Origin of the sequence: Mesorhizobium sp. C277A (genome assembly GCF_040324395.1) — a bacterium.
Taxonomy (GTDB): domain Bacteria; phylum Pseudomonadota; class Alphaproteobacteria; order Rhizobiales; family Rhizobiaceae; genus Mesorhizobium.
The window spans coordinates 475153-494190 of the sequence record NZ_JAMYVW010000004.1; the positions used below are offsets into that span (position 1 = coordinate 475153).

Genomic DNA, 19038 nt, shown 5'->3' on the forward strand with positions numbered 1-19038 from the left:
TCGCTTGTCCGTCAGCAGCGCCCCGCCACCCGGCCAGCTGTGGGATGGCGATGTCGAAAAATGGAGGGGTGAATGAAGGGCCTTTTGCTTGGCAAGTGGGGTGCGTCGGTAGCCGCATTGGTGGCTGTTTTGGTGGCGACGAATGTCGGTTTTCAAAACGTTGGTTTCAAAGCCGATCTCCTGACCAGCGTCATCCCGAACCTCCTTGCCAGTTTTCTTGCGATCGCGGCCGTCACGGAACGAGCAACGGCCGTCCTGACTGAGATTTGGTTTGGAGAGCAGCGCAAGCAGCAAGAGGAAAGGGTCAGGGTGGCCGGCAAGGATTTTAACGCCAAGCGCGTCGCCTTGGAGAAGGCTCTCAACACTCACGAAGAAGTCATCAAGGAAGCTTTCCGGTCAAGTAAGCCCGCGGCGATGGCCCATGCGAAGGACATCGTAGTTGGGCCGGATAACCTGCTCGCAGGAGCGCGGGAACAAATCAGTAACCAGGGTAAAGTATTGGAAACCGTCAATGTTGATCTGGCGGTTACCGAGAGCAAGATTGATCTTGAGAGATTGGCGTTGTCGTTTTTGATTTCGTTGGCGGTCAGCCTGGTCGGCGTACGGGTCCTGGCGCCAATGTTCGCGCCTATGCCGAGCGGATGTCAATTGGCCGCGTTCAAGGCAGTCGACGTGCTTTTGACTGCCGGGCTGCTTGCCGGCGGCACGAGTGCGATCACCGCGATTTCGGATTTGCTCGGCAGTTACATGAACGCCAGCCGAAAGCGAGCGATGGAGAATGGATGAGGGGTGGACGGCACAAAAGCGGACTATGGCGAATGACGCTTTTGGTAGCAAGCGCGGTTCTCACGCCTACATGACGGCCGGCGCGACGCGCTTGCTGATTGCAATTTGGGGCGAAATGAAAACGCAAGTCGCCGTAATGTGACGGCGGCACCTCAAAATGATGCCCCGAAGCGCAAATCGAACATCGCGACCACGAAAGCCGGTGACCGTGAAATCGCGAGTTCGCTCGCACGATGGAGGAGACAGGGTTCATTCGCACGGGCTATTGCTGAATCGGGATTGGATGCATTTCGAGTTTCATTTCGAAGCGCTCATGAAGATTGCGGAAGGCGGATACGCCCCTCAACCACCGAGTTGTGAACAAGCAAATCGAGCCACGTTTGGTCGCCGATGATGGCAGCCAGCATCTCCATTCACCGCTATCAGAGGTCAGGGACAATGTCGGGCAGCAATGAGAACATTTCACGGAAGCAAAAAATGGTACAGCCGCTTGTGGCCGCGGCGAAAAGCGTGGCCACAAGCAAGAACTGGGGGTTGGACAACCTCGCCCAGGACCCAAAGCTGATTGAAACAGCCATCAGAAACGGCCGAAGAAATTCGACGGCTTGACGGAAATGGCGAGCACGATGTTCGAGAAACTGAGCAAATATTCGGGAACGACTTGCGGCCGGCATATTGGTTGGAAGAGGGGGCTGCGCGGTCATGTGCGGTCTGCAAGATCGAAGCTTCGGGTATCGACTACGAGGGCAATTCTGGCTCGTGGAGTGGCACGGGCTTTCTTGTCGCGCCGGGAATTCTCTGCACAAACCATGATGTCATCAACAACCGCGACGTCGCGGCGCGGAGCCGAGGTTTGTTTGACTTCGCCGCACTTCCCGACGGTAGCGTGCGACAAGTGTCAACCGTCAGGCTACGGCCGGACAAGTTGTTTTGGACAAGCCCAGTAGTAGCCGAGGATGGAAGCGGTGGGCTTGACGCCATGTTTGTCGCGGTGGACGGTGACCCCGGCACAACCTTCAGCCACATGTCGCTGTTGCGGCAAACGTTCAGCGTTGGCGACAAGGACAAGCTAAATATCATTCAGCACCCGAGTGGCCGGCTGAAGGAAGTCGCCATCAGGGACAACACAGTAACTTGGCAGGATGCTCGTGTCGTTCGTTACGAATCGGACACCGAGGCGGGAAGCTCGGGGGAGCCGGTGGCGCTTCACCACGCGGCGCAAGAAAAGTCGAATGAGGGTATCAAATTCTCGGCGCTTGCAACCGCCATCGAACAGGATTCTCAAAATGGCGACAAGAATGCTCGACAACTTATGACGCTGTTTCGCGGCGCTGACGAACTCATGGGGTTCTTCGGCTCACTTGGCAGGACTGTTTCCGGCAACGGTGGAATGGAGCGGGTCGTCAGTGCATATTCCGGCGAGGATCAGGACGTCGACATCGGCTTCTGGAATATCGAGTGGTTCAACAGGCGCTGGGAGGAGAAGCTCGACAGCGTCGCGCGGATAGTCGTCGAGATGAATCTCGACATCTGGGTTTTCGTTGAATCGAGCCAGGAAGCGACTGATGCTTTGGCCCGACACCTCGCCGAAAAATACAATGTGTTAACCTGGCGAGTATTCGCGAGCCAAGACGCGGCACCAGAGCTGCAAATCACGACTGTCATGTGGAATTCGGCGACAGTCGAGGTCTCGCAGCTAGCCTGGCCCGAGAAAGTCCACCGTTGGTTTAATGTTTCCAGCCGGGATTTCGGTTCGCTCGGCCTCGAAGCGGTGCATGGCAAAGTATTCGACAGGTTTCCGGCTCTCTTTCAGGTCAACACCAGGCTGGCCGGTGCAGCGTCACGTTTCAATCTCGTCCCAATCCACCTCAAGGCAAAGGACGAGGGAAGCTGCGCCGCCGCATGGCGTCGCGGCTGCTGGCTGCGGCTGTAGCCGAACTCGCTAATGACGAGAGCCACGATACCGATTGGTTGATCGGGGGCGACGCAAACGCGTCGCTCGAGTCGGGGGACTTGAATGATTTGCTTGGTGCCGGCTTGGTGCCGCTGACTGCCAAGGATGCGGCTGACAATCAAATCACGTATATCAAGGCGCCTTTCAAATCCCTCATCGACCACCTTTTCCTATCGCCAAATCTGGTGCCAAGCGACGACGATTTTATGATCATCGCACTCGACCGGACGATGGAGAGGTTCTGGAGATATCGGACCACAGGCCGATCCTTGTCAGGCTTTCGGGTGGATCGACGCCTCAACTCGTGGATACCAAGGTTGCTTCCCAGCTCACCGACAACGAGCGTGCTCGTCTTTGGCGAGGGCTAGAGACGCCAGCTCGGTCTTCCGTTGCACCGCATGTCATTGACCGGCCGTACTACGACAGCGCTGCGGACAAGGTTGCGAAAGAGGCCTATTGGGGGAGAGTCAGGCCAGAACTGCCAAACTTCACGGAGGCTGTCATCGAGCTTCTTGCGCAGACGCACACCAGGCCACTGAACTACCAGCCCTCCAAGTACGTCTACCCTTGGTCAATCTAAGGCGGAACGGCAAATTTCGCGGCATCTACTCCGGCTTCGAAGCCGATCCCGAAATCTTCATTCAAGCGGACATCGAAGTCGAACGCCACCGGCTCGAAGCCAAAAAAGCGCTGCTTGAGCGAGGTTTGTTGGAGTCATCCGGGCTGGAGGCGACGATCGAAGCCGGTTCCCGTACAATTGCGAGCACGTGGTGCCACAAAGCTGGTTCGAGAAGAAGGAGCCGATGCGCGGCGATCTGCATCACCTGTTCTCCTGGGAAACACGTTGCAACAGCTTCCGATCAAACTGCCCCCTCGTGCAGCACACACTTGAACGGACGATGCAAGACTGCGGCCGTGTTGAAGAGGAGACATTCGAGCCAAAGGGTGGCAAGGGCGCGGTCGCGCGCGCGACGCTCTATTTCATGCTGCGCTATCCGGGCATTATCGGCGGGCGCTACGATGGCGGGAGGTTCAAGACATTGCTGGCTTGGCATACGACCGAAGCGCCAGACGAATGGGAGTTGCATCGCAACGCAGCTATTTCCGAAATGCAAGGCAACCGCAATCCGCTGATCGATTGGACTGGGCGACAGCGCAGCGCTCGTATTGACCGGCTGACGTGCACCGACCTCGCGTTTTCCGACTGCATGTGTTTGCGGCAAACTGGGGTAGTCCGTGTCAACCAAACATTGTCGCGTGCGCGCTGAACGGATGAATGCGGCGGCACGTATATGCATTCATTTCCCCTGACTCAGGAATCCGCTTGCTGCGAACATTCAAAGGGCGTCCGCGTCGAACACTTGTCCCGCGTTAGGGAAATGTGGATCAAAGCGTGACAGGCAGTTACCTCAAACTTCCGTAGGGAATGTCGCGTTTCAATCGGCTCGCGTCAAACAACGCGGTTTCGCGGACAAGCCAAACAGCCAAGCCGAAGCAAATGGCCATGCTCGCCACATTGGCTGAGACCTGCAATGTGTTGGGTATGGGGGTTGTGTGCGTCAAGTTCTGTAAAATGGGGCAGCCATGATGCTGGCCATGCGGCTTGGCGCAGAGCGAGCTTCTTGTGCTCGCGCAGGTCGTCCATGTTGATGTATCGGTTGGCCTCCATCCAGTTTTCATTGGTCTCGACGGCCAACGCCCTGACCAGGCGCAGGCAGCTTTCGGTGTTGGGGAAGATGCGCACGACATAGGTGCGCCGGCGGATTCCTCGTTGAGCCGCTCCAGCATGTTGGTGGATTTGAGATGCTTGTGGTGCTGTCTCGGCAGCCTGAAGAAGGTCAGGGTTTGTTCGATGGCATCCTCGGCCCAGCCTGTCAGGCGCGGATAGCGTGCCGACCATTTGGCAAGCCATGCGGCAAGATCAGCCCTGGCCTCTGCGAGATCGCGCCGGTCGTAGAGCCAGCGCAATTCCTGCAGGCAGTCGTCGCCGTGCTTCCTCGGCAGATGATCGAGCGCGTTCCTGAGGAAGTGCACGTAGCAGCGTTGCCAGGCGGCTTCGGGGATCACCTCGCCGGTCGCTGCCACCAGGCCGGCGTGATCGTCGGACACGACCAACTCGACGCCCTTGAGGCCGCGCGCCTTGAGGCCGACGAGGAAGTCCCTCCAGGCCGAGCGGCTCTCGCGATTGGCCATCTCCACGGCCAGGATCTGGCGCCTTCCGTCCCAGTCGATACCGACCGCGATCAGCACCGCCTGGCTCATGACAACACCGGCTTCACGCACCTTCTCGTAGGCGCATCGAGGATGAGGTAAGGAAACGGCTCTTGAAGGGGGCGCCTGGCAAAGGCAGCGAGGCTCTCGTCCAGCCGCTTGTTGATGGCCGAGATCGACGAGGCCGAGAAGGCATGGCCGCACAGTTCTTCCGTGATCGCCTCACCTTGCGGGTCGACACGCCCTGCACATACATCTCCGCCAGCGTCGCCACCAAGGCCCGCTCGGAACGCTGGTAGCGCTCGAACAGCTCGGTGGAGAAGCGCCCGGCCCGGTCCTGCGGAACCCGCAGCTCGAGCTTGCCGACCCGCGTCACAAGGGTACGGCCGTAATAGCCCGAGCGATAGCCAAGCCGTTCGGGCGTGCGCTCGCTCTTCGAGGCACCCAGCGCCTCGTCCATCTCGGCCTCAAGCACCTCCTGCATCACCGCACGGAGCACTTCGTGCAATCCATCCGGGTTCGAAAGCAAAATGTCTTTGACGGCAGCGCTGGCGGTCTTAACTTCAGTCTTGGTCATGGTGGCGTTCCTTCGCGGGAATCAGGTGACGTGAACAATCACCAGCCTGCCATGACCGCCCCCTCTCAGCGAATTTGCAGAACTCTCAGCACATTACCGGTATGGGGGATTTGGGTGCGACCGACACCCGCGACTTTGCTCAGCCTGCCACAAGTCGCGCCCCTGCCGCATCCCGCAAGCGTTGCACACCACAAATCAGTCTTGCCGGCGTCGCCAGAACGTCGATTTGGAAAATCTGCGCTCCAGCCCGTAGTTGGCGAGTCGTTCAACTGCATGCGTATTGTATTGCCGCATGACGCGATCCGCCCACTTCGACCGTGCCGTGCCGTCGTGTGAGCTGGAATCCAGTATCAAATCGGCTGTTTCAATGCCCGATCCAAGCGCGCATGCTATTCCCTTGCCGCAAAGCGGATCATAGGCCGTGAGCGCGTCACCAGTAGCTATCCAATTTTGCGCCATTCCGATAGTTCGGATGCCCGATCCCGCGCCAAACCCAGACCACCTGTACTCCATCAAGCATGTCTCGGCGATCTTCGTTGTAAGCACCGGCAGCGCAACCTGACACAATTGGGTCAGCATGAACTCGGACTGTGCTCGTTTTCCGGCGGGGAGCAGGTCGGCGTCGGTCAAAAAAACCACGACGATACGACCGCTGGGAGTTGTTATCGAATACCACCAGCCGCTCGACGCGGCTTGAAGATGCAGTGCTTCTTGCAAGATATGCGCCTCCGAGTTCTCGCCCCCGCCGATCATCGCGATTGCGATAAGTCGGTCCAGCCGGTGTTTGGACTGCGACGGAGTACCGGGAGCCCGGCGATTTCGGCCGGTAGCGGCCACTATCCATTCTGTTCGACCCTGAGCCAGGCCTTCGCTGGATTGCAGCGCAAATTTCCATTTGCCCTGGTCGATTTCGAGATTTGTTACCCTGCTGCGCGTAAATCCTGCTGCACCAGCCTGCTCCGCTGAATTGAACAAAGCTTGGTCGAACCGATTGCGATCCAGACGGTAGCTCCGACCTTGGAGCTTCAGCATCGGGACCCGCGGTTCGCTCGCCAAGCTTCCCCACTTGGCCATGACGCCGCTGCAGCGAGACGCCCACGCTTGGGTTTCCAGCGCTTCAAGACCGAGAGATGACAGGTGCGACTGGGCTGAAGAGTCTATGACTTCTCCGATACGGAAGGCCGAATAATCCGTTGCCTCGACGATGGCGACGCGAGCTCCGCCTCGTGCCAGCCGATTTGCGCAGGCACTGCCGGCCGGGCCGCCACCGATGATCAGGGCATCGAGGTCGAGTTCCGGCTCTCTGCTCATGCGAACAGGTTTGGATCGGATCGCTGGGTCTCGACGAACACGGTGTTGCCTGCCGGATCCACTTGCGCAGTGACGAATCCCAATTTTGAGAAGTTGTGCACCATGTCAAGGTGGCTGGTGACCCCGCGCACCCACTGCAACGTAGCCGGAGACGATGCGGAAATTCGCACGGTATCGGGGCGCTGCGATGGCCACCAGTTACCACGACAGTCGAAGAAATCCGCCTGCCAGGGCAGCGCCATGTGCGCAGTCAGGTCGCCGGGCGCCAGCTGAGCTTGGTCGATTCGGTAGTCGAAGGGAACCCGATAGATCGTTGGGTCAGTCAGGAGGATACCCCCCTCGATGCCAGGATAGAATCCCCGGCCAATAGTACCGTCGAGCGCCGCCCGTGTCAGTCCGTCCGCCATCAAACCAGCTGGAACCTGTGGTAACCCAACCCAGTCCGAAGCGAAATTTCCGAGTACCCATTGATCCAAAGCCTGGTTTTGCAAGCTCGTTAGGCGATAGCGTTGCAGCAGGCCTTCGATATCGCGAACATGGTCAGCGTTTTCACTGCGCAGCGCCGCAGCCGCGGCTGTGTTGTTGCCCAGCGCGGCCCAATCTTCGCTGACTTCGCTCCAGTTCGGGTCCGAATTAACCCATTGCAGCCGCCTGGTCCTCAGCAGCATCGGAAAAATGTGGTTTGTAAATGAGATTTGGGCCGGTGCGGGAACGCCGAAGTTCGCGTGGCCGACATCGGCAAGGATATCGTACAGCGTGACGACACCCTGGACTTCGGGCGCATAGTCCGGCGGTCCGACAATCACCCATGCCCCCTCGACATCCTCGTCAAAACTGCCGTCGGCACGCCGGATTTTTGCCTTCACGAACCCATCCGATGTGTCGTCGTGCCAGCCCGGATTTGTATAAAAACTTGGGAGCGGTGCGTTGGTCGGCGAGGAAGAAAAACCGAACCCGCCACAGACCAGCAGGTTTTGGTCCTTATCCGTCCGTAACTCACCGAGTGGCACGCGTCGTCCTTTGTACTCGCCCGTATTGAAGCGAACCGCTAAGGCGCTGGCGCCAGTGATCGAACGGCTGCCCGGGTCAACGAGCAGCTGACTTGCATTTGCAATGAGCTGTGGTCGAAGCGGCTGTGAGGGAGGGCCGTCCGGCCGCTGTACTGCAGCTTTCCTGTTTGCCAGGTGCACGGTCCACTCGACGGTCGAGCCAGCGGCGAGTTGCGCAGGCTGAGGTGCTCCGCCATCGGGCGGCAGTTCGAACAACCTGAACCTTGCCGCCTGTCTTTTGACCTGATCTGCGTCGACTTTGTATTCGGTGACGGCCGTCTCCACCCCCGCAGCGTCGATTTCGACGCCGCGATGGCCGGGTCGTTCCGGGCCGACATAGAACCTGTCGAGGTCGTTTCCGAGCCTGGCAATTCCTATCGCTGGATAGATTCGATACGGCATAGCAACGCTCCTCCCTTCGAAGTTGAGGTTTGGTCGACGTCATGCGACCGATCACTGCATTCCATTGAGGAGATCCAGGAACTCGCGAAGATCCTCCGTGGCTTCCGGGACACCCTGGTTTATGGCAAGACCGGGGAAAATTCTGTCCTGAGGCATCCAGAATCCGGAGTCACCGACATCCACGGCTCGCTCGTTGATGCCGGCGACTCTCTGCGCGACGGCCGCCCGGTCAAACACGTTGTAGCTGACCGAGCTGTGACACCGATAACAGTATCGGTTGAGGTAGTAGACGAGCTTGCGATCCTCTTCGCGGGCCGGGTTCCAGGGGTCGGTACCGAAGCCTCGCCCAGCTGGCGGGACTCGGTTTATTCCGGATGCTCCCGGCCCATGCAGTTCAAGCCATTTCGTGACTGCGTTAAGCTGAAAATTGTTGCCTCCCCCAACCTCGGTATTCTGTGCTTTTACTTCCTCGTTGAACTTCCTGATGGCGTCGAACGCCGATGCAAATTCCGGCGCGGCGGTGTCCTTGCCGCCGTCGTAGAGAAGGCCGAACGGCGATTGCGCCAGTGACGTGAAATCCTCCTCGTTAAATTTTGAGTCGGTCAGCCCATATTCCGGCAGCACACGGTCGAACCAATGATCGGTGTCGAGGAAATTCAGCTTTCCTCTCACTTGAGAGAACCCGCCGTGACACTGCTGACAGGAATCCGCGACGAAGTATTCTTGCGCGGCCGAATTGGTTTCGGGATCCCGGTCGTCCTCATCGAACGTCGCTTTGAGATTGAAGATGATCGGTCCGTTTTCTTGAAAGGCGCCATCGATCTTTTCCGGTTTGCCGGCTGAATCGAGCTTAACGAACGGACCATAAGTCATGAAGAAAGTGGGCCGCTTGTCGCCAGTGTACGGGCCGCTGCCGAGTTTGCGTGTGATGATGACCTGGTTGAATTTGGAGACATTCCGGTCGGGATCGAACGGGTCGCCGGTTGCGGTTGCCTCAAACGTATTCTGCAGGACATAAAGCGTTCCAATACCGTTCGAGTCGGCCGGCGAGCCCGCCTTCGCCTTGAACCTGACCAGCTTGCGCCAGCCGAAACCGCCGGCCGGAGGATCGGTTGGCTTTTCCGCGACATCAGTGATTTTCGGCGCAAAAAAACGGATCGCCAGGATTTCATCATTCGAGCCGAGCGCCATCAACTGCTGCGAGGTAAGGGCGTGAAGATCGCTCGACTTGACGTTCGTATGACCAAAATATGCAAGCAGATCGGCGATAGACGTAGATAGGATCGCATCAGTTGGCTGCCCCGGAAAAAGCTGCTTCGAAATCACATCCTTGTAGTATGCGATCGCAGCCTGCTCGCTACCGCCCTCCACCTGGAACTGTTTGAGCTGGAAGGCGTGTCCATTGAGTTGACTGCGAGGATGTCCGGCCGAAATCTCCTCCGCTCGGGAAATACCAGCCGCGAAGACGGATAGCAGACAGGCGGCGGACAGCCTGATGGAAGTGCAAATGAATATATTGGCCAGGGGCATGAACTGTCCTCCTTGTTAGACGACTGGCGTCGATGTTGGTGCCTCCAAACCGAATCGGCGAAAAACTGCCTTCAGCGGGCTTATGAACGTGCCTCGCGCGGTACCACCGACGACAAGTCCAACAGCCCGCCGCGACATCGCGTCGACGACGAGCGCACCGGAGTCTCCTCCGAGAGAGAAGGCCTTCTCAGCGCCACCGACGAAAACGACATCGGCGAATGCATATGATTGTCCACCGGAGACGATCAGCCCTTCGGCTTGGGTGTCCAACACCACCCCGACCGTGTGCAGCGAGGTTGCGCCGTGCTTGCGTACGCTTTGATAGAGCAAGGGCTCCATAAGAGGCCATTGCGGCTCACCGATCGCCGGGATCATGTTGGTGACGTCGGCTAGATGGTCCAAACGAGCGACCGCCGCATCGAACCTGTTCGGCTCGTCGCCTATCTGGAGAGGCTCGAAATCAGCCAGAACAGCAAGCCGTGTCGAAGTTGCCGACGGTGCAGGCGGCTCGACGATCAAGTCACCAATCTCACCGGCGCCGGACAGCGCCAAAACATGACACGCCGAAAGTATGTACCAGGCCTCATCGCCGGGCTTTCGTACCAAGCAGCCCAGGGAGCCTGCCTTGCCTCGCACGTGGCTGATTCCGATGCCGAGATGCGCAGGCCTGGAATGAAAGCGCGGCTGGCCGATCGGGATCACATCAGTCGCTATTCCGGCGACAAACCGAGGGATTTTCTGATCGAGTGCGAGATCAGCCAGGGGAATTTTTCGTCTAACATAAACCCGGACGGCTAGGTCACCGGTGATCTTCCCGGCTGTCTCCTTCGCACCGTATCCGATCCCAACGAGGTTCGCATTCTGTAGCAATCGAAACGTCGTTCGGGATGTCATGGCACGATTTGACGCAAGGCTTTTCGCCACTAACCCCCTATCCGCGGCTATTCGCAAAAAAACAGCCTGTTTCTTCAGCCGAGCATCATGTCGAAACTGCGTCCTTGAAACATGCCCACCCTGGCTCAAAATTTGCGGCTGGGCGCGGCTAGCCACCTCAGTAGACTGCCAGCGCTTCGACGACACTATGTTCGCTCCGGCTTGAGGATAAGGCGTCGTACATCTGCATTCTCTCAATCCGATCCCGTTGATCACTGGTCATGGCTGGCGTTTTCGCTTGCGCGCTGTGCCTAGGGGAGGACGAGATCAATCTGGATTGGGCAGTGATCACTTAACCGATCGCTCCCTTGCCCACCGGCGGCGCTTACATCGGCGAATTTGGAGCGCGTTACCCGATACGAGCCTTCTTTGAACCAGTCCGATACCTTCGCGTCCATCACGATCCAGTCAATTGGCTGGGTGCTTGCACCAAGTCGCGTTGGGCACTTCCTTGTGACGGTCTCCGGATACGCTACGAGAAGCGGCTCATCGAGGTTCTCGCCATTTAGAAAACGCCACATCGGATCCTGGAAATTAAACTGGCGGAAACGCCGGTTGAAGTCACCGGCGATGATGAAGGCCGTGTGCTCCGCAACTCGCTCGTCGATGAATTCCTTCAACGGGAGCCGCTGCTGCCAGAAGATCAAGCAATCCGTATCGGTGCTCTGATCGGGCGCGGCCTGCGTTGAACAGCTCGACTTTAGGTGGACCGAGACCACCCAGACCGAAGTCCCAAACACGTCCAATTTCAAAGCCGTGCCGCGTCGCGTGTAGTGAGTGCCTCCGTCTTCATCAACATCGGCAATCTGAAGGCCGAGGATGTCCCTTTGCTCAAGGACTTTAATGTCATCTCGCTTGCGAACGACGACAGCTGCGTGAATATCCTTCGAGGCTGCGGCCTGCGTGTCCTCGACATATCGAGACTCAATGAAAGTCTGATATTCGGACGCGGGGAACAGGCGAGCAACCGCCTCCTGGGTTCCGACCTCTTGCAGTGCGACTACGTCAGCGGCCAGTCCTTCAGCGTAACGCTTTAACGCCTCGAAATCGGCTTGTTGGCGCTTTGTACCAATTCCTTCGCGAAGTTCCACGTCGACGTGGTGATGGAAATTGGCGATGTTCCAGCTTGCCAGACGAATATTTGTCTCGGCAAATGCAAGGGACGGAATACAGAATAAGATTGTGCCGAGAATTGGAAGGTAGAAGGACGACGACATGGCGTCTGCTCTCCGATTGGGCTGTCAATTCTCCTCGCTACTCATCAGAAGCACCCACTGCCACGCGAACAAATGCTGCGTGGGCCTTCGTGCACTCCAGTCTTTTGCGACGAACCCGGGCTGACCCCCCTGCAGTTCGCGGAAGTGGATTGAAGCGTAGCCGCAGCGCCGTGACTCGGGCGTGACAAGTCGCTGGCACGGGTTGCCGACTAATTCCAAGGCGCTCCCCGGCTTGAGCAAAACGCGCCTGCATAGTCCGGCGGCTGAAGGTTCGCCCGATTGGGCCAGCGAAGGAATTCTCTTCCGTAGCCCGGCGAACTCTGCACTACCTTTTCATAACCGGCGGCAGCTGCGGACCGGCAATCAGACGACAATCATTCCGCTACCGGGGCTGTCACGCCCGAGTCACGCCGCCGACAGTAAGCTGTGACAGGCCGTGTTTTAGACGGTTCATCCATCGTCCGGTTTTCGGAGTACCCAAGGGGGAAGCAATGCTTAGCCGACGGTCAGTACTCAGCGTTCTCACCTGCGGAAGCCTCACTGGCCCATGGCTCTTCAATGCACTCCACTCGCGCGCCGTGGCGGGCGAAACGCGCACGAGGAAAAACATCGATCAGCTGACACCGCAGGAAGTCGCTGATTACGGCTATGCGATTTCGATTCTCCGGAAGCGGAGCGAGGTCAATCCGAATGATCCCGCCGGGTACGACTATCAAGCCGCACTTCACAACGCGGATCGCACTCATCCGGACGGCACGGTTGGTTCGTGCGAACATGGGAGCGAGGAATTCCTACCTTGGCACCGCATTCACCTGCTGCTCTTTGAGGATCTCCTACGTGCATCGGATCCTCCTCGTACCTCGAACATTACCCTCCCATATTGGAACTGGCAGGAAAACGCCTCGGGCAAACGCTTTCCGAAAGCATTCGAAGATACGGCTTCGCCGCTGTTTCATGCTGGCCGGTGGGGTGTTGACGCGGGACCGGCACAATGGGATCCCGCCGATATTGCCGTCGCGATAAATGAAGACGACTGGAATCTGTTTGCAGGGGACGCAAAGCCGGCACCGAGCTACGGCTATCTTGAGCTTCATGCCCACAACACCATGCATGGTACGATCGGCCCCACAATGGGCGATCCTGGAACTGCAGCCGAGGACCCGATCTTCTGGTCCTTCCACAGTTTCATCGACCTTACCTGGGCTCGCTGGCAGCGACTTAATAGCCAAACTGCCCAGAATGGCGCGGCTACCGTGTGGGTTGAACCGGAGAGTCGAACCGTCAACCAAATGATCGTCGCGACGATGGATTTGGGTTACCTGTATGAGTTCGATTTCGCGGCGGATGGCGAGGCCGAAATACAGATGGCAGGAACCCGAACAACCAACGCGCTGTCGCCCGATCGAGTTGGCCTGCGCGCGATGACGACTAGCGTGGCCGCCCCAACCAAGGAGGGCGCGAGGCGGTTGCTCAAGCTGGTCGGTGTGTCGCCGTCTCTTGAGGCGAGCTACGAAATCCTGGTCTATGTTCATCCCGCGGGCTTTGACCCATTAGCCGGCGGTCCATCCTCAGAACGCGACGGCTTCTTGATTGACCGCCTTGTGATTTGGAAGGGTCGCGCAGGACACGGCCACCATGGCGGCGCGAGCGTATATGTCGATCTGAGCAAGGCGAATGGCCGGGATCTCTTGGACGGCTGGCAGTTGACGGTCGTCACCTCGGCGCTACCCCTTGTACCGCCCGCCGAGCGCGTCAACCTTCAGGACTCGGTCAATGACCGCCTTGCTTCGATCTCAAATCTCATCCAGCGCCTTGAGATTGAGGAGCGGTAGATGGCCCGGACGCCGGTATTTGAACTGCATATTCGGCCGATGTTTCGGGTGATCGACTGGGCACACATGCTGCCCAAACGCATCGGACCGGATCCGATAGACCTTTGGAATTATGATTTTGTATGCGCGCACGCTGAGGAGATTCTTGTCGAGCTCACCAACGCCACGCCCATGCCCACCCGAATGACAGGAGGGCCTTGGCCGGACGAGTGGATCGCTGTCTTCGAGCGATGGACGGCTGAGGGATGCAAGAAGCTCACCTTGGCAGCTGGATCAAACTATAAGCTCCGGCAAGTTGGTCCAAACCTGGCCTTGAGCTGCAATGCGACGCTTGACGATGTGAGTTCGAGGGCCTGGTTTGACTTCACCGATCCAACCATCGAGACGCGGCGATACCGACTGGTAACGGAGCCGCTGCCGGCTGGCCAGGCGGGAACCCCTTTCCCAACCACGATCAAGGAGCAAATCTTGTCGACAACCGTTGCTTCGGTGGTCGTGGAGGACGCCGCGGGCTCACATGTTGTGGAGCGAAGCTAAGATGAGCGGTAAGGGTTCACCCGCCCGTTCCGCTGTGCTCGGCGTTCTGTTGCTAAGCATGGCAAGTCCCGTTGCCGCCGACCCCTCGGAGTTTACACCGACCTACGAGGAGAATGGGCAGCTTAAGGTTCCTGAAGGATTCGACACTTGGGTCTTTGTGGGCTCTAACCTGGGCTTGTCCTACAAGAACAATCTTGCCGCCATGACTTCGCTTGAGGCCGAGCGCGCGGTCGAAGCACTGTTCCACAATGTCTACCTCGATCCCCACGCCTACAAGGTCTTTGTAGAAACCGGAGAGTTCGCGGATCCCACGACCCTGGTTATGGAAATATTCGCCGCCGCGGACCGAGAACCCAAAGGCGTCCTGGCCGCAGGACAATACAACGGCGACTTCCGGGGCCTTCAGGTCGCGGTTAAGGATTTAAGCAGACCTGGCAGGCAGCCCAGCGGGTCCGCATGGGCCTACTATGTTTTCAACAACGGCGCCATGGTCCTGCCATCAGCTCCGGCTTTTCCGGATGTCGCGTGCGCCAACTGTCACAAGGCCCATGCGAGCAAGGACAATGTGTGGGTGCAGTTCTACCCCACCCTGAGAAAGCTGGCGTCTCCAGACGGGCAGGGGCGCTGACAACTTAGGCGGTGGCACCGCCGGCGCTCGGCGAGTGATCTTAACAAGAATCTTGGGGGCTGGTATGGCAGCGCGCAAAATTTCGCGAACAACGATCGGTAAGGCAAAGATTGTGGTGCGTCGTGTGCGCACGTGGCCCACGCCTAAGGTATTGTCATTCGGAGTGGGTCTCGAGCCGATCGTCAAAACCTCCAAGCCGTTGGCTGAGCGCATCGCCCGTTTGGCAGAGGAGGTGCCGTTCAGCGTCGCAACCTCGACGAAAAGCGGTGAGCCCATTCAAGCACAGATTGGCCTGCTGACTTCCGGCAATATCGATGCCTTTCGACCGCTTCCAGAGGAACGGGAACGTGCGCTCGAAAAACTTGAGGCCGTCGGCTGCACGGTTGTGCGGCGCGGCCGCTTCTCCGTTTCGATGCGCGGTCCGGCCCATGTTGTTCAGGAAATTATCGGGCAAAAACTGGTCGTGCAGGCCAGCCCGCAGCAGTCCCCATTGCGCTCAACTCGGATGTTCGCTGAGAGCTTTTGGAAGCCAAGCCCGCAAGATTTGTTTCTGGCGCCCGAAAAGTCATTGAGTGTTTCCAGCAAAGTAGCCGATGGCGTTGATCACTTGGTGTTCATTCCTCCTCCTCTGTTCTTCGCGCAACCCAGTGCAAAAGCGCCCAATGCAAAATTCCATTCACTCAATGAAGCTGCGATCCGCAAGCTGCTAAATGTGCGTAAAGGTGTCTCAGGGGCGGGTGTCCGCGTGGCGGTCGTCGACACAGGCTTTTTTCCGCACCCTTACTACACAAAAAACAAGCTCGCGCTGACGCCGGTAAAGACGAACTCAGCCCCGCGCCCGCACATCGACGTGGAGGGGCACGGCACGGCAATCACTTACAACGTCTTTGCGGTCGCTCCCGGTGCGGAGGTGTTAGGCTTCCAGCACACCGACCCCCCGCAGGATGCAATCGAGGATGCTGCCGATCAGGGAGCCGATATCATAAGCTGCTCATGGGGCTATGACCGAGAGCAGGTCTTTCCGATCCTCCAAGCGTCCCTTCTGGATGTCATTGCCGAAGGCAAAATTGTGCTCTTCGCGTCAGGAAACGGCCACTATGCGTGGCCGGGCAGTGAGCCCGACGTGATTTCCGTGGGGGGCGTTTACAGTGACGAGAATTTCGGGTTGGAGGCAAGTAACTATGCCAGCGGCTATATGAGCGGTATGTTCTTGAATCGGAGAGTGCCGGATGTAGCGGGATTATGCGGCCAGACCCCCCGAGCCATCTACATCATGATGCCAACCCAGCCCGCAAACGAAATGGACCGAGACTTAGGAGGCGCCGATTATCCTGCCGGCGACGGTACGCTTCCCGATGACGGATGGGTCGGCGCATCAGGGACGAGCTCGGCGACACCGCAAATTGCTGGGGTTGTCGCTTTGATGCTTGAGCGAGCCAAGGCAAAGGGGCGCACCCTGTCGCCCAGCGAAGTCAAAGCCATGCTTACCGGGTCATGCACACCGATTTCTCAAGGACGCAATGCAATGGGATTCCCGGCCGTAGGCCAGCCCAACAACGCGGTTGGATACGGTCTCGTCGACGCGGCCAAAGCCCTCGCACAAGTTTGATAACCAATCGCCTGCCATATGGCTGACAACCGTGTATGCTTGGTCGCCATGAAAGGTGACTGGTCATGAAAACGAGGGCCACGGTACGTGTTCGAATGCCGCCGGGACAAACTGGCTCCCAGCCAGTGCGGATGAAACTGGCTGCGGACGTATTGAAACAAAGTGGTTTCAAGGTACTGAGAATCGGCCGCATCGGAGTCAGTGTGGAGGCAGACGCCCAAGTGTTTAGGAGAGAGCTCGGTGTCGAGGTTCCTATCGCCTCGGGCACTATTGCTACCAATCCCCAACGGTCGGATCTTTCGGACCTCGTTGACCTCGTTGAGATAGCCGGCAAGCCACTGCTTTTTTAGCGACCGCGCCGAGTCTCAAACTTGCCGTGGTGACGATCGCTGCAGGCCAGCTACCCTGTAAAACGGTTTCCAAAACTCCCTCCCGATCGGCGCCTCCAATTTTCCAAGCCGATTCACAGAACGGTAGCCGACCTGCGCGCGCTGCAGCTGCTTGATGATCGAGTGAAGACGCTCGATCTCACCGTCGCGATCCTCGACGACATCAGCCGTGTCTGAGCAGCAACTTCCCTCGATTTGCTGCGTCTTTGCTGCGAATTTCACCTGGCCAGATGCGGTCGCCAGAAGCGCTGCGGCGTACGCCAATCGATCGCTTCGAGCAGCGTCGCGAGTTGCGCCGGCGACAGCGGCACCTAGCCACCTGGCTCCGCCAACCCGGCCACCAGAAGTTTCCACGGTCGATTCGCTTGGTGAACAGGCAAAGCCCCGTGCCATCCCAAAAGGGATCTTCAGGAGCGAGGTATTCTTGCCGCGGAACACGAACGGATGCCCCGAGAAGATCCTTCTTGAGATGTTCTTGGATCAGCGTGGCGAGGCCATCGTGCCCTTTGCGCATGTCGGTGTGAATGCCAGATGCGAACGGTAGGTCGGGGCTTTCGCATGTCAATGGGTCAATTTTTATCCCATACTTCGTCGTCTGCCAGAATGGAACATCGATAGCCTGATCGCCAGTATAGCAAACTGTTCTGTGGAAAAGAAAGAGAGAGAGTGTTTCCTGAGCCCATAAGATGTCCTGATGCCTCATTCAATCATGTAGGGCGAATCAAGGGCGGGCGTTATCTTGAAAAGGATATTGACGGCTGTCATAGCAGCACAAACTATGGTTTCCGGATGTGCTATAAGACCGTTGCCGGAAGAGGTGACGGGCGTTGATACGTTTGGAATCGTGAATCAAATCCGTTGTGAAATGCGCCAGAGCATTCGCAATACTCTTGTCGACTATTTGACTGGCGGGGAGGGGGTCGACGATCCTTCGCGGCAAATCGGACGCCAACTGAAGGCCTCTCCCGACGAAATTACTCGCTTCTCCCCCTCGGCGCTTACCGGCAATGCCAGAAAACTGGTGTCTCTATTTTGGTCAAGTGGTATCGCGTACAACTTTGAACTTGATATGAAATTGGACAACCAATTATCGGCATCTACATCGTTTCTCGATAAATTTCCCGCAAGATTGTTCGAGCTCGGAGTTGATGCCAGTTTGGATCGTTCCCGTCAGAACACGCGAGAATTTACCGTCACTGACAAAGTTGATAACTTAATCGCTCATCCGCCCTACGGGGGCTGTCGAGGCAAGATCGTCGGACCCAACTACATTTACCCGATCGCGGGTCAAATAGGCGTCGAGGGCATGCTGCACAATTTTGTCTACCTCAGCCTGCTCGGCAACTTGGCAGCTAAGAAAGACGCAACAGGAAGTGCACCGACTATTACTGAGACCCTGAATTTCGAAACGACGATTAGCGGGACGGCCTCCCCGAAGGTGGTGTTCAATCCCCTGCCAGAACGCAGCTTCCGGCTCGCAGAGGCAGGACTTGTTGCGGAAACAAAGCGCATCGACACGCATAAAGTTATCATCGGCTTGTCGATACCCGAGTCTGCTAACAGTGATTTCCGGGACGCCCGAGGCCAATACGAGGGGCAGTTCTTGTCAGCAACGGGTGACCCAACTTCACTAAACGCCGCGCGCGCTGTTGACCGCTCGATTGCGAGAAAGGCTTTCCAGACGGTTGTCCACATAAACACTAACTAGGAAGGTATCTCCATGTCCGACCAATCGGATCCACGCAATCTTGTCACGTTCATGACGGCTGACGAGCCTGTGTCGTTTGCGGCGCGGGATATATTTCAAGTTCTCGATATGTATCGCAGACATGGCAAGGAACAGGTTTTTCGCGATTGGTTGGACAAAAACGGCCCGGGCGGCAGCTTAGAGATCCTTCTTCCCAAGGATACGGTAAATGCGTTGAAATTGGCTGTCGCGTCGGATCCGGCGCTGAGAGACGATCCGATCGCTCAGCGAATCATGAACCCGCCCCAGGCGATTGAGGGTCTGGATACGTTCTCCGCCCATTCCTCGTGTTGCGGCTTCTCCTCCGGCGGTTAGGAGGAAGCAGA

Annotated in this window: 16 protein-coding genes and 1 pseudogene; 10 read left to right on the forward strand and 7 right to left on the reverse strand. The window is 57.8% G+C overall.

The genetic code is table 11. The annotated features are described in order from the left end of the window. Positions 1 to 72: 72 nt before the first annotated feature. The 4 genes from NKK52_RS31790 (at position 73) to NKK52_RS31805 (ending at position 4008) form a co-directional block, all read left to right on the forward strand. Positions 73 to 786 carry a hypothetical protein gene (locus NKK52_RS31790; protein ID WP_023686013.1) on the forward strand — a complete coding sequence of 238 codons (714 nt, stop codon included), beginning with the start codon at positions 73 to 75 and terminating at the stop codon, positions 784 to 786. Between the two features lie 565 nt (positions 787 to 1351). Continuing rightward, entirely contained in the window at positions 1352 to 2719 is a 1368-nt protein-coding gene (locus tag NKK52_RS31795; RefSeq protein ID WP_084634084.1) for a trypsin-like peptidase domain-containing protein, read from the forward strand. After that, complete coding sequence (locus NKK52_RS31800; RefSeq protein ID WP_023686018.1) at positions 2689 to 3108, forward strand: endonuclease/exonuclease/phosphatase family protein; 420 nt, start codon at positions 2689 to 2691, stop codon at positions 3106 to 3108. The genes NKK52_RS31795 and NKK52_RS31800 overlap by 31 nt, the downstream gene beginning before the upstream one ends. 348 nt (positions 3109 to 3456) lie before the next feature. Next, the gene (locus NKK52_RS31805; RefSeq protein WP_084634086.1) at positions 3457 to 4008 is read left to right on the forward strand and encodes an endonuclease; all 552 of its coding nucleotides are present in this window, start codon (positions 3457 to 3459) and stop codon (positions 4006 to 4008) included. Between the two features lie 329 nt (positions 4009 to 4337). Here NKK52_RS31805 and NKK52_RS31810 read toward each other — a convergent pair. The 6 genes and pseudogenes from NKK52_RS31810 to NKK52_RS31835 form a co-directional block, all read right to left on the reverse strand. Beyond that, positions 4338 to 5528: pseudogene (locus tag NKK52_RS31810) on the reverse strand (IS256 family transposase); the annotation flags it as partial. 195 nt (positions 5529 to 5723) lie between these two features. Continuing rightward, a complete protein-coding gene (locus tag NKK52_RS31815) occupies positions 5724 to 6839 on the reverse strand; it encodes an NAD(P)/FAD-dependent oxidoreductase (protein ID WP_023685855.1) in 1116 nt (371 codons plus the stop codon). Further along, complete coding sequence (locus tag NKK52_RS31820) at positions 6836 to 8290, reverse strand: LodA/GoxA family CTQ-dependent oxidase (RefSeq protein WP_023685856.1); 1455 nt, start codon at positions 8288 to 8290, stop codon at positions 6836 to 6838. The genes NKK52_RS31815 and NKK52_RS31820 overlap by 4 nt, the downstream gene beginning before the upstream one ends. Positions 8291 to 8341: 51 nt before the next feature. Beyond that, positions 8342 to 9820: a hypothetical protein gene (locus NKK52_RS31825; RefSeq protein WP_031204489.1), complete on the reverse strand. Its 1479-nt coding sequence runs from the start codon at positions 9818 to 9820 to the stop codon at positions 8342 to 8344. Positions 9821 to 9835: 15 nt separating this feature from the next. Continuing rightward, a complete protein-coding gene (locus NKK52_RS31830; RefSeq protein ID WP_156939321.1) occupies positions 9836 to 10900 on the reverse strand; it encodes a chymotrypsin family serine protease in 1065 nt (354 codons plus the stop codon). A gap of 104 nt (positions 10901 to 11004) precedes the next feature. Further along, the gene (locus tag NKK52_RS31835) at positions 11005 to 11970 is read right to left on the reverse strand and encodes an endonuclease/exonuclease/phosphatase family protein (RefSeq protein ID WP_023685859.1); all 966 of its coding nucleotides are present in this window, start codon (positions 11968 to 11970) and stop codon (positions 11005 to 11007) included. 491 nt (positions 11971 to 12461) lie between these two features. Between NKK52_RS31835 and NKK52_RS31840 the strand changes: the two genes are divergently transcribed. The 4 genes from NKK52_RS31840 (at position 12462) to NKK52_RS31855 (ending at position 16576) form a co-directional block, all read left to right on the forward strand. Continuing rightward, entirely contained in the window at positions 12462 to 13802 is a 1341-nt protein-coding gene (locus tag NKK52_RS31840; RefSeq protein WP_023685860.1) for a tyrosinase family protein, read from the forward strand. Then, on the forward strand, positions 13803 to 14339 hold the full coding sequence (locus tag NKK52_RS31845) for a hypothetical protein (RefSeq protein ID WP_023685861.1): 537 nt from the start codon (positions 13803 to 13805) through the stop codon (positions 14337 to 14339). Between the two features lies 1 nt (position 14340). Beyond that, positions 14341 to 14967, forward strand: a complete 627-nt coding sequence (locus NKK52_RS31850; protein WP_031204492.1) for a cytochrome P460 family protein — start codon at positions 14341 to 14343, stop codon at positions 14965 to 14967. A 64-nt stretch (positions 14968 to 15031) separates the two neighbouring features. Then, on the forward strand, positions 15032 to 16576 hold the full coding sequence (locus tag NKK52_RS31855; protein WP_050592022.1) for a S8 family serine peptidase: 1545 nt from the start codon (positions 15032 to 15034) through the stop codon (positions 16574 to 16576). A 552-nt stretch (positions 16577 to 17128) separates the two neighbouring features. Here NKK52_RS31855 and tnpB read toward each other — a convergent pair. Next, positions 17129 to 17668 (reverse strand): IS66 family insertion sequence element accessory protein TnpB, encoded by a 540-nt coding sequence (gene tnpB / locus NKK52_RS31860; RefSeq protein WP_198031560.1) that lies wholly within the window; start codon positions 17666 to 17668, stop codon positions 17129 to 17131. A gap of 48 nt (positions 17669 to 17716) precedes the next feature. On the opposite strand from tnpB, the gene NKK52_RS31865 reads away from it, so the two are divergent. Next, positions 17717 to 18673, forward strand: coding sequence for a Y4kA family protein (locus NKK52_RS31865; RefSeq protein ID WP_352630918.1), 957 nt, complete (start codon positions 17717 to 17719; stop codon positions 18671 to 18673). 12 nt (positions 18674 to 18685) lie between these two features. Continuing rightward, complete coding sequence (locus tag NKK52_RS31870; RefSeq protein ID WP_023685868.1) at positions 18686 to 19027, forward strand: hypothetical protein; 342 nt, start codon at positions 18686 to 18688, stop codon at positions 19025 to 19027. Positions 19028 to 19038: the final 11 nt, after the last annotated feature.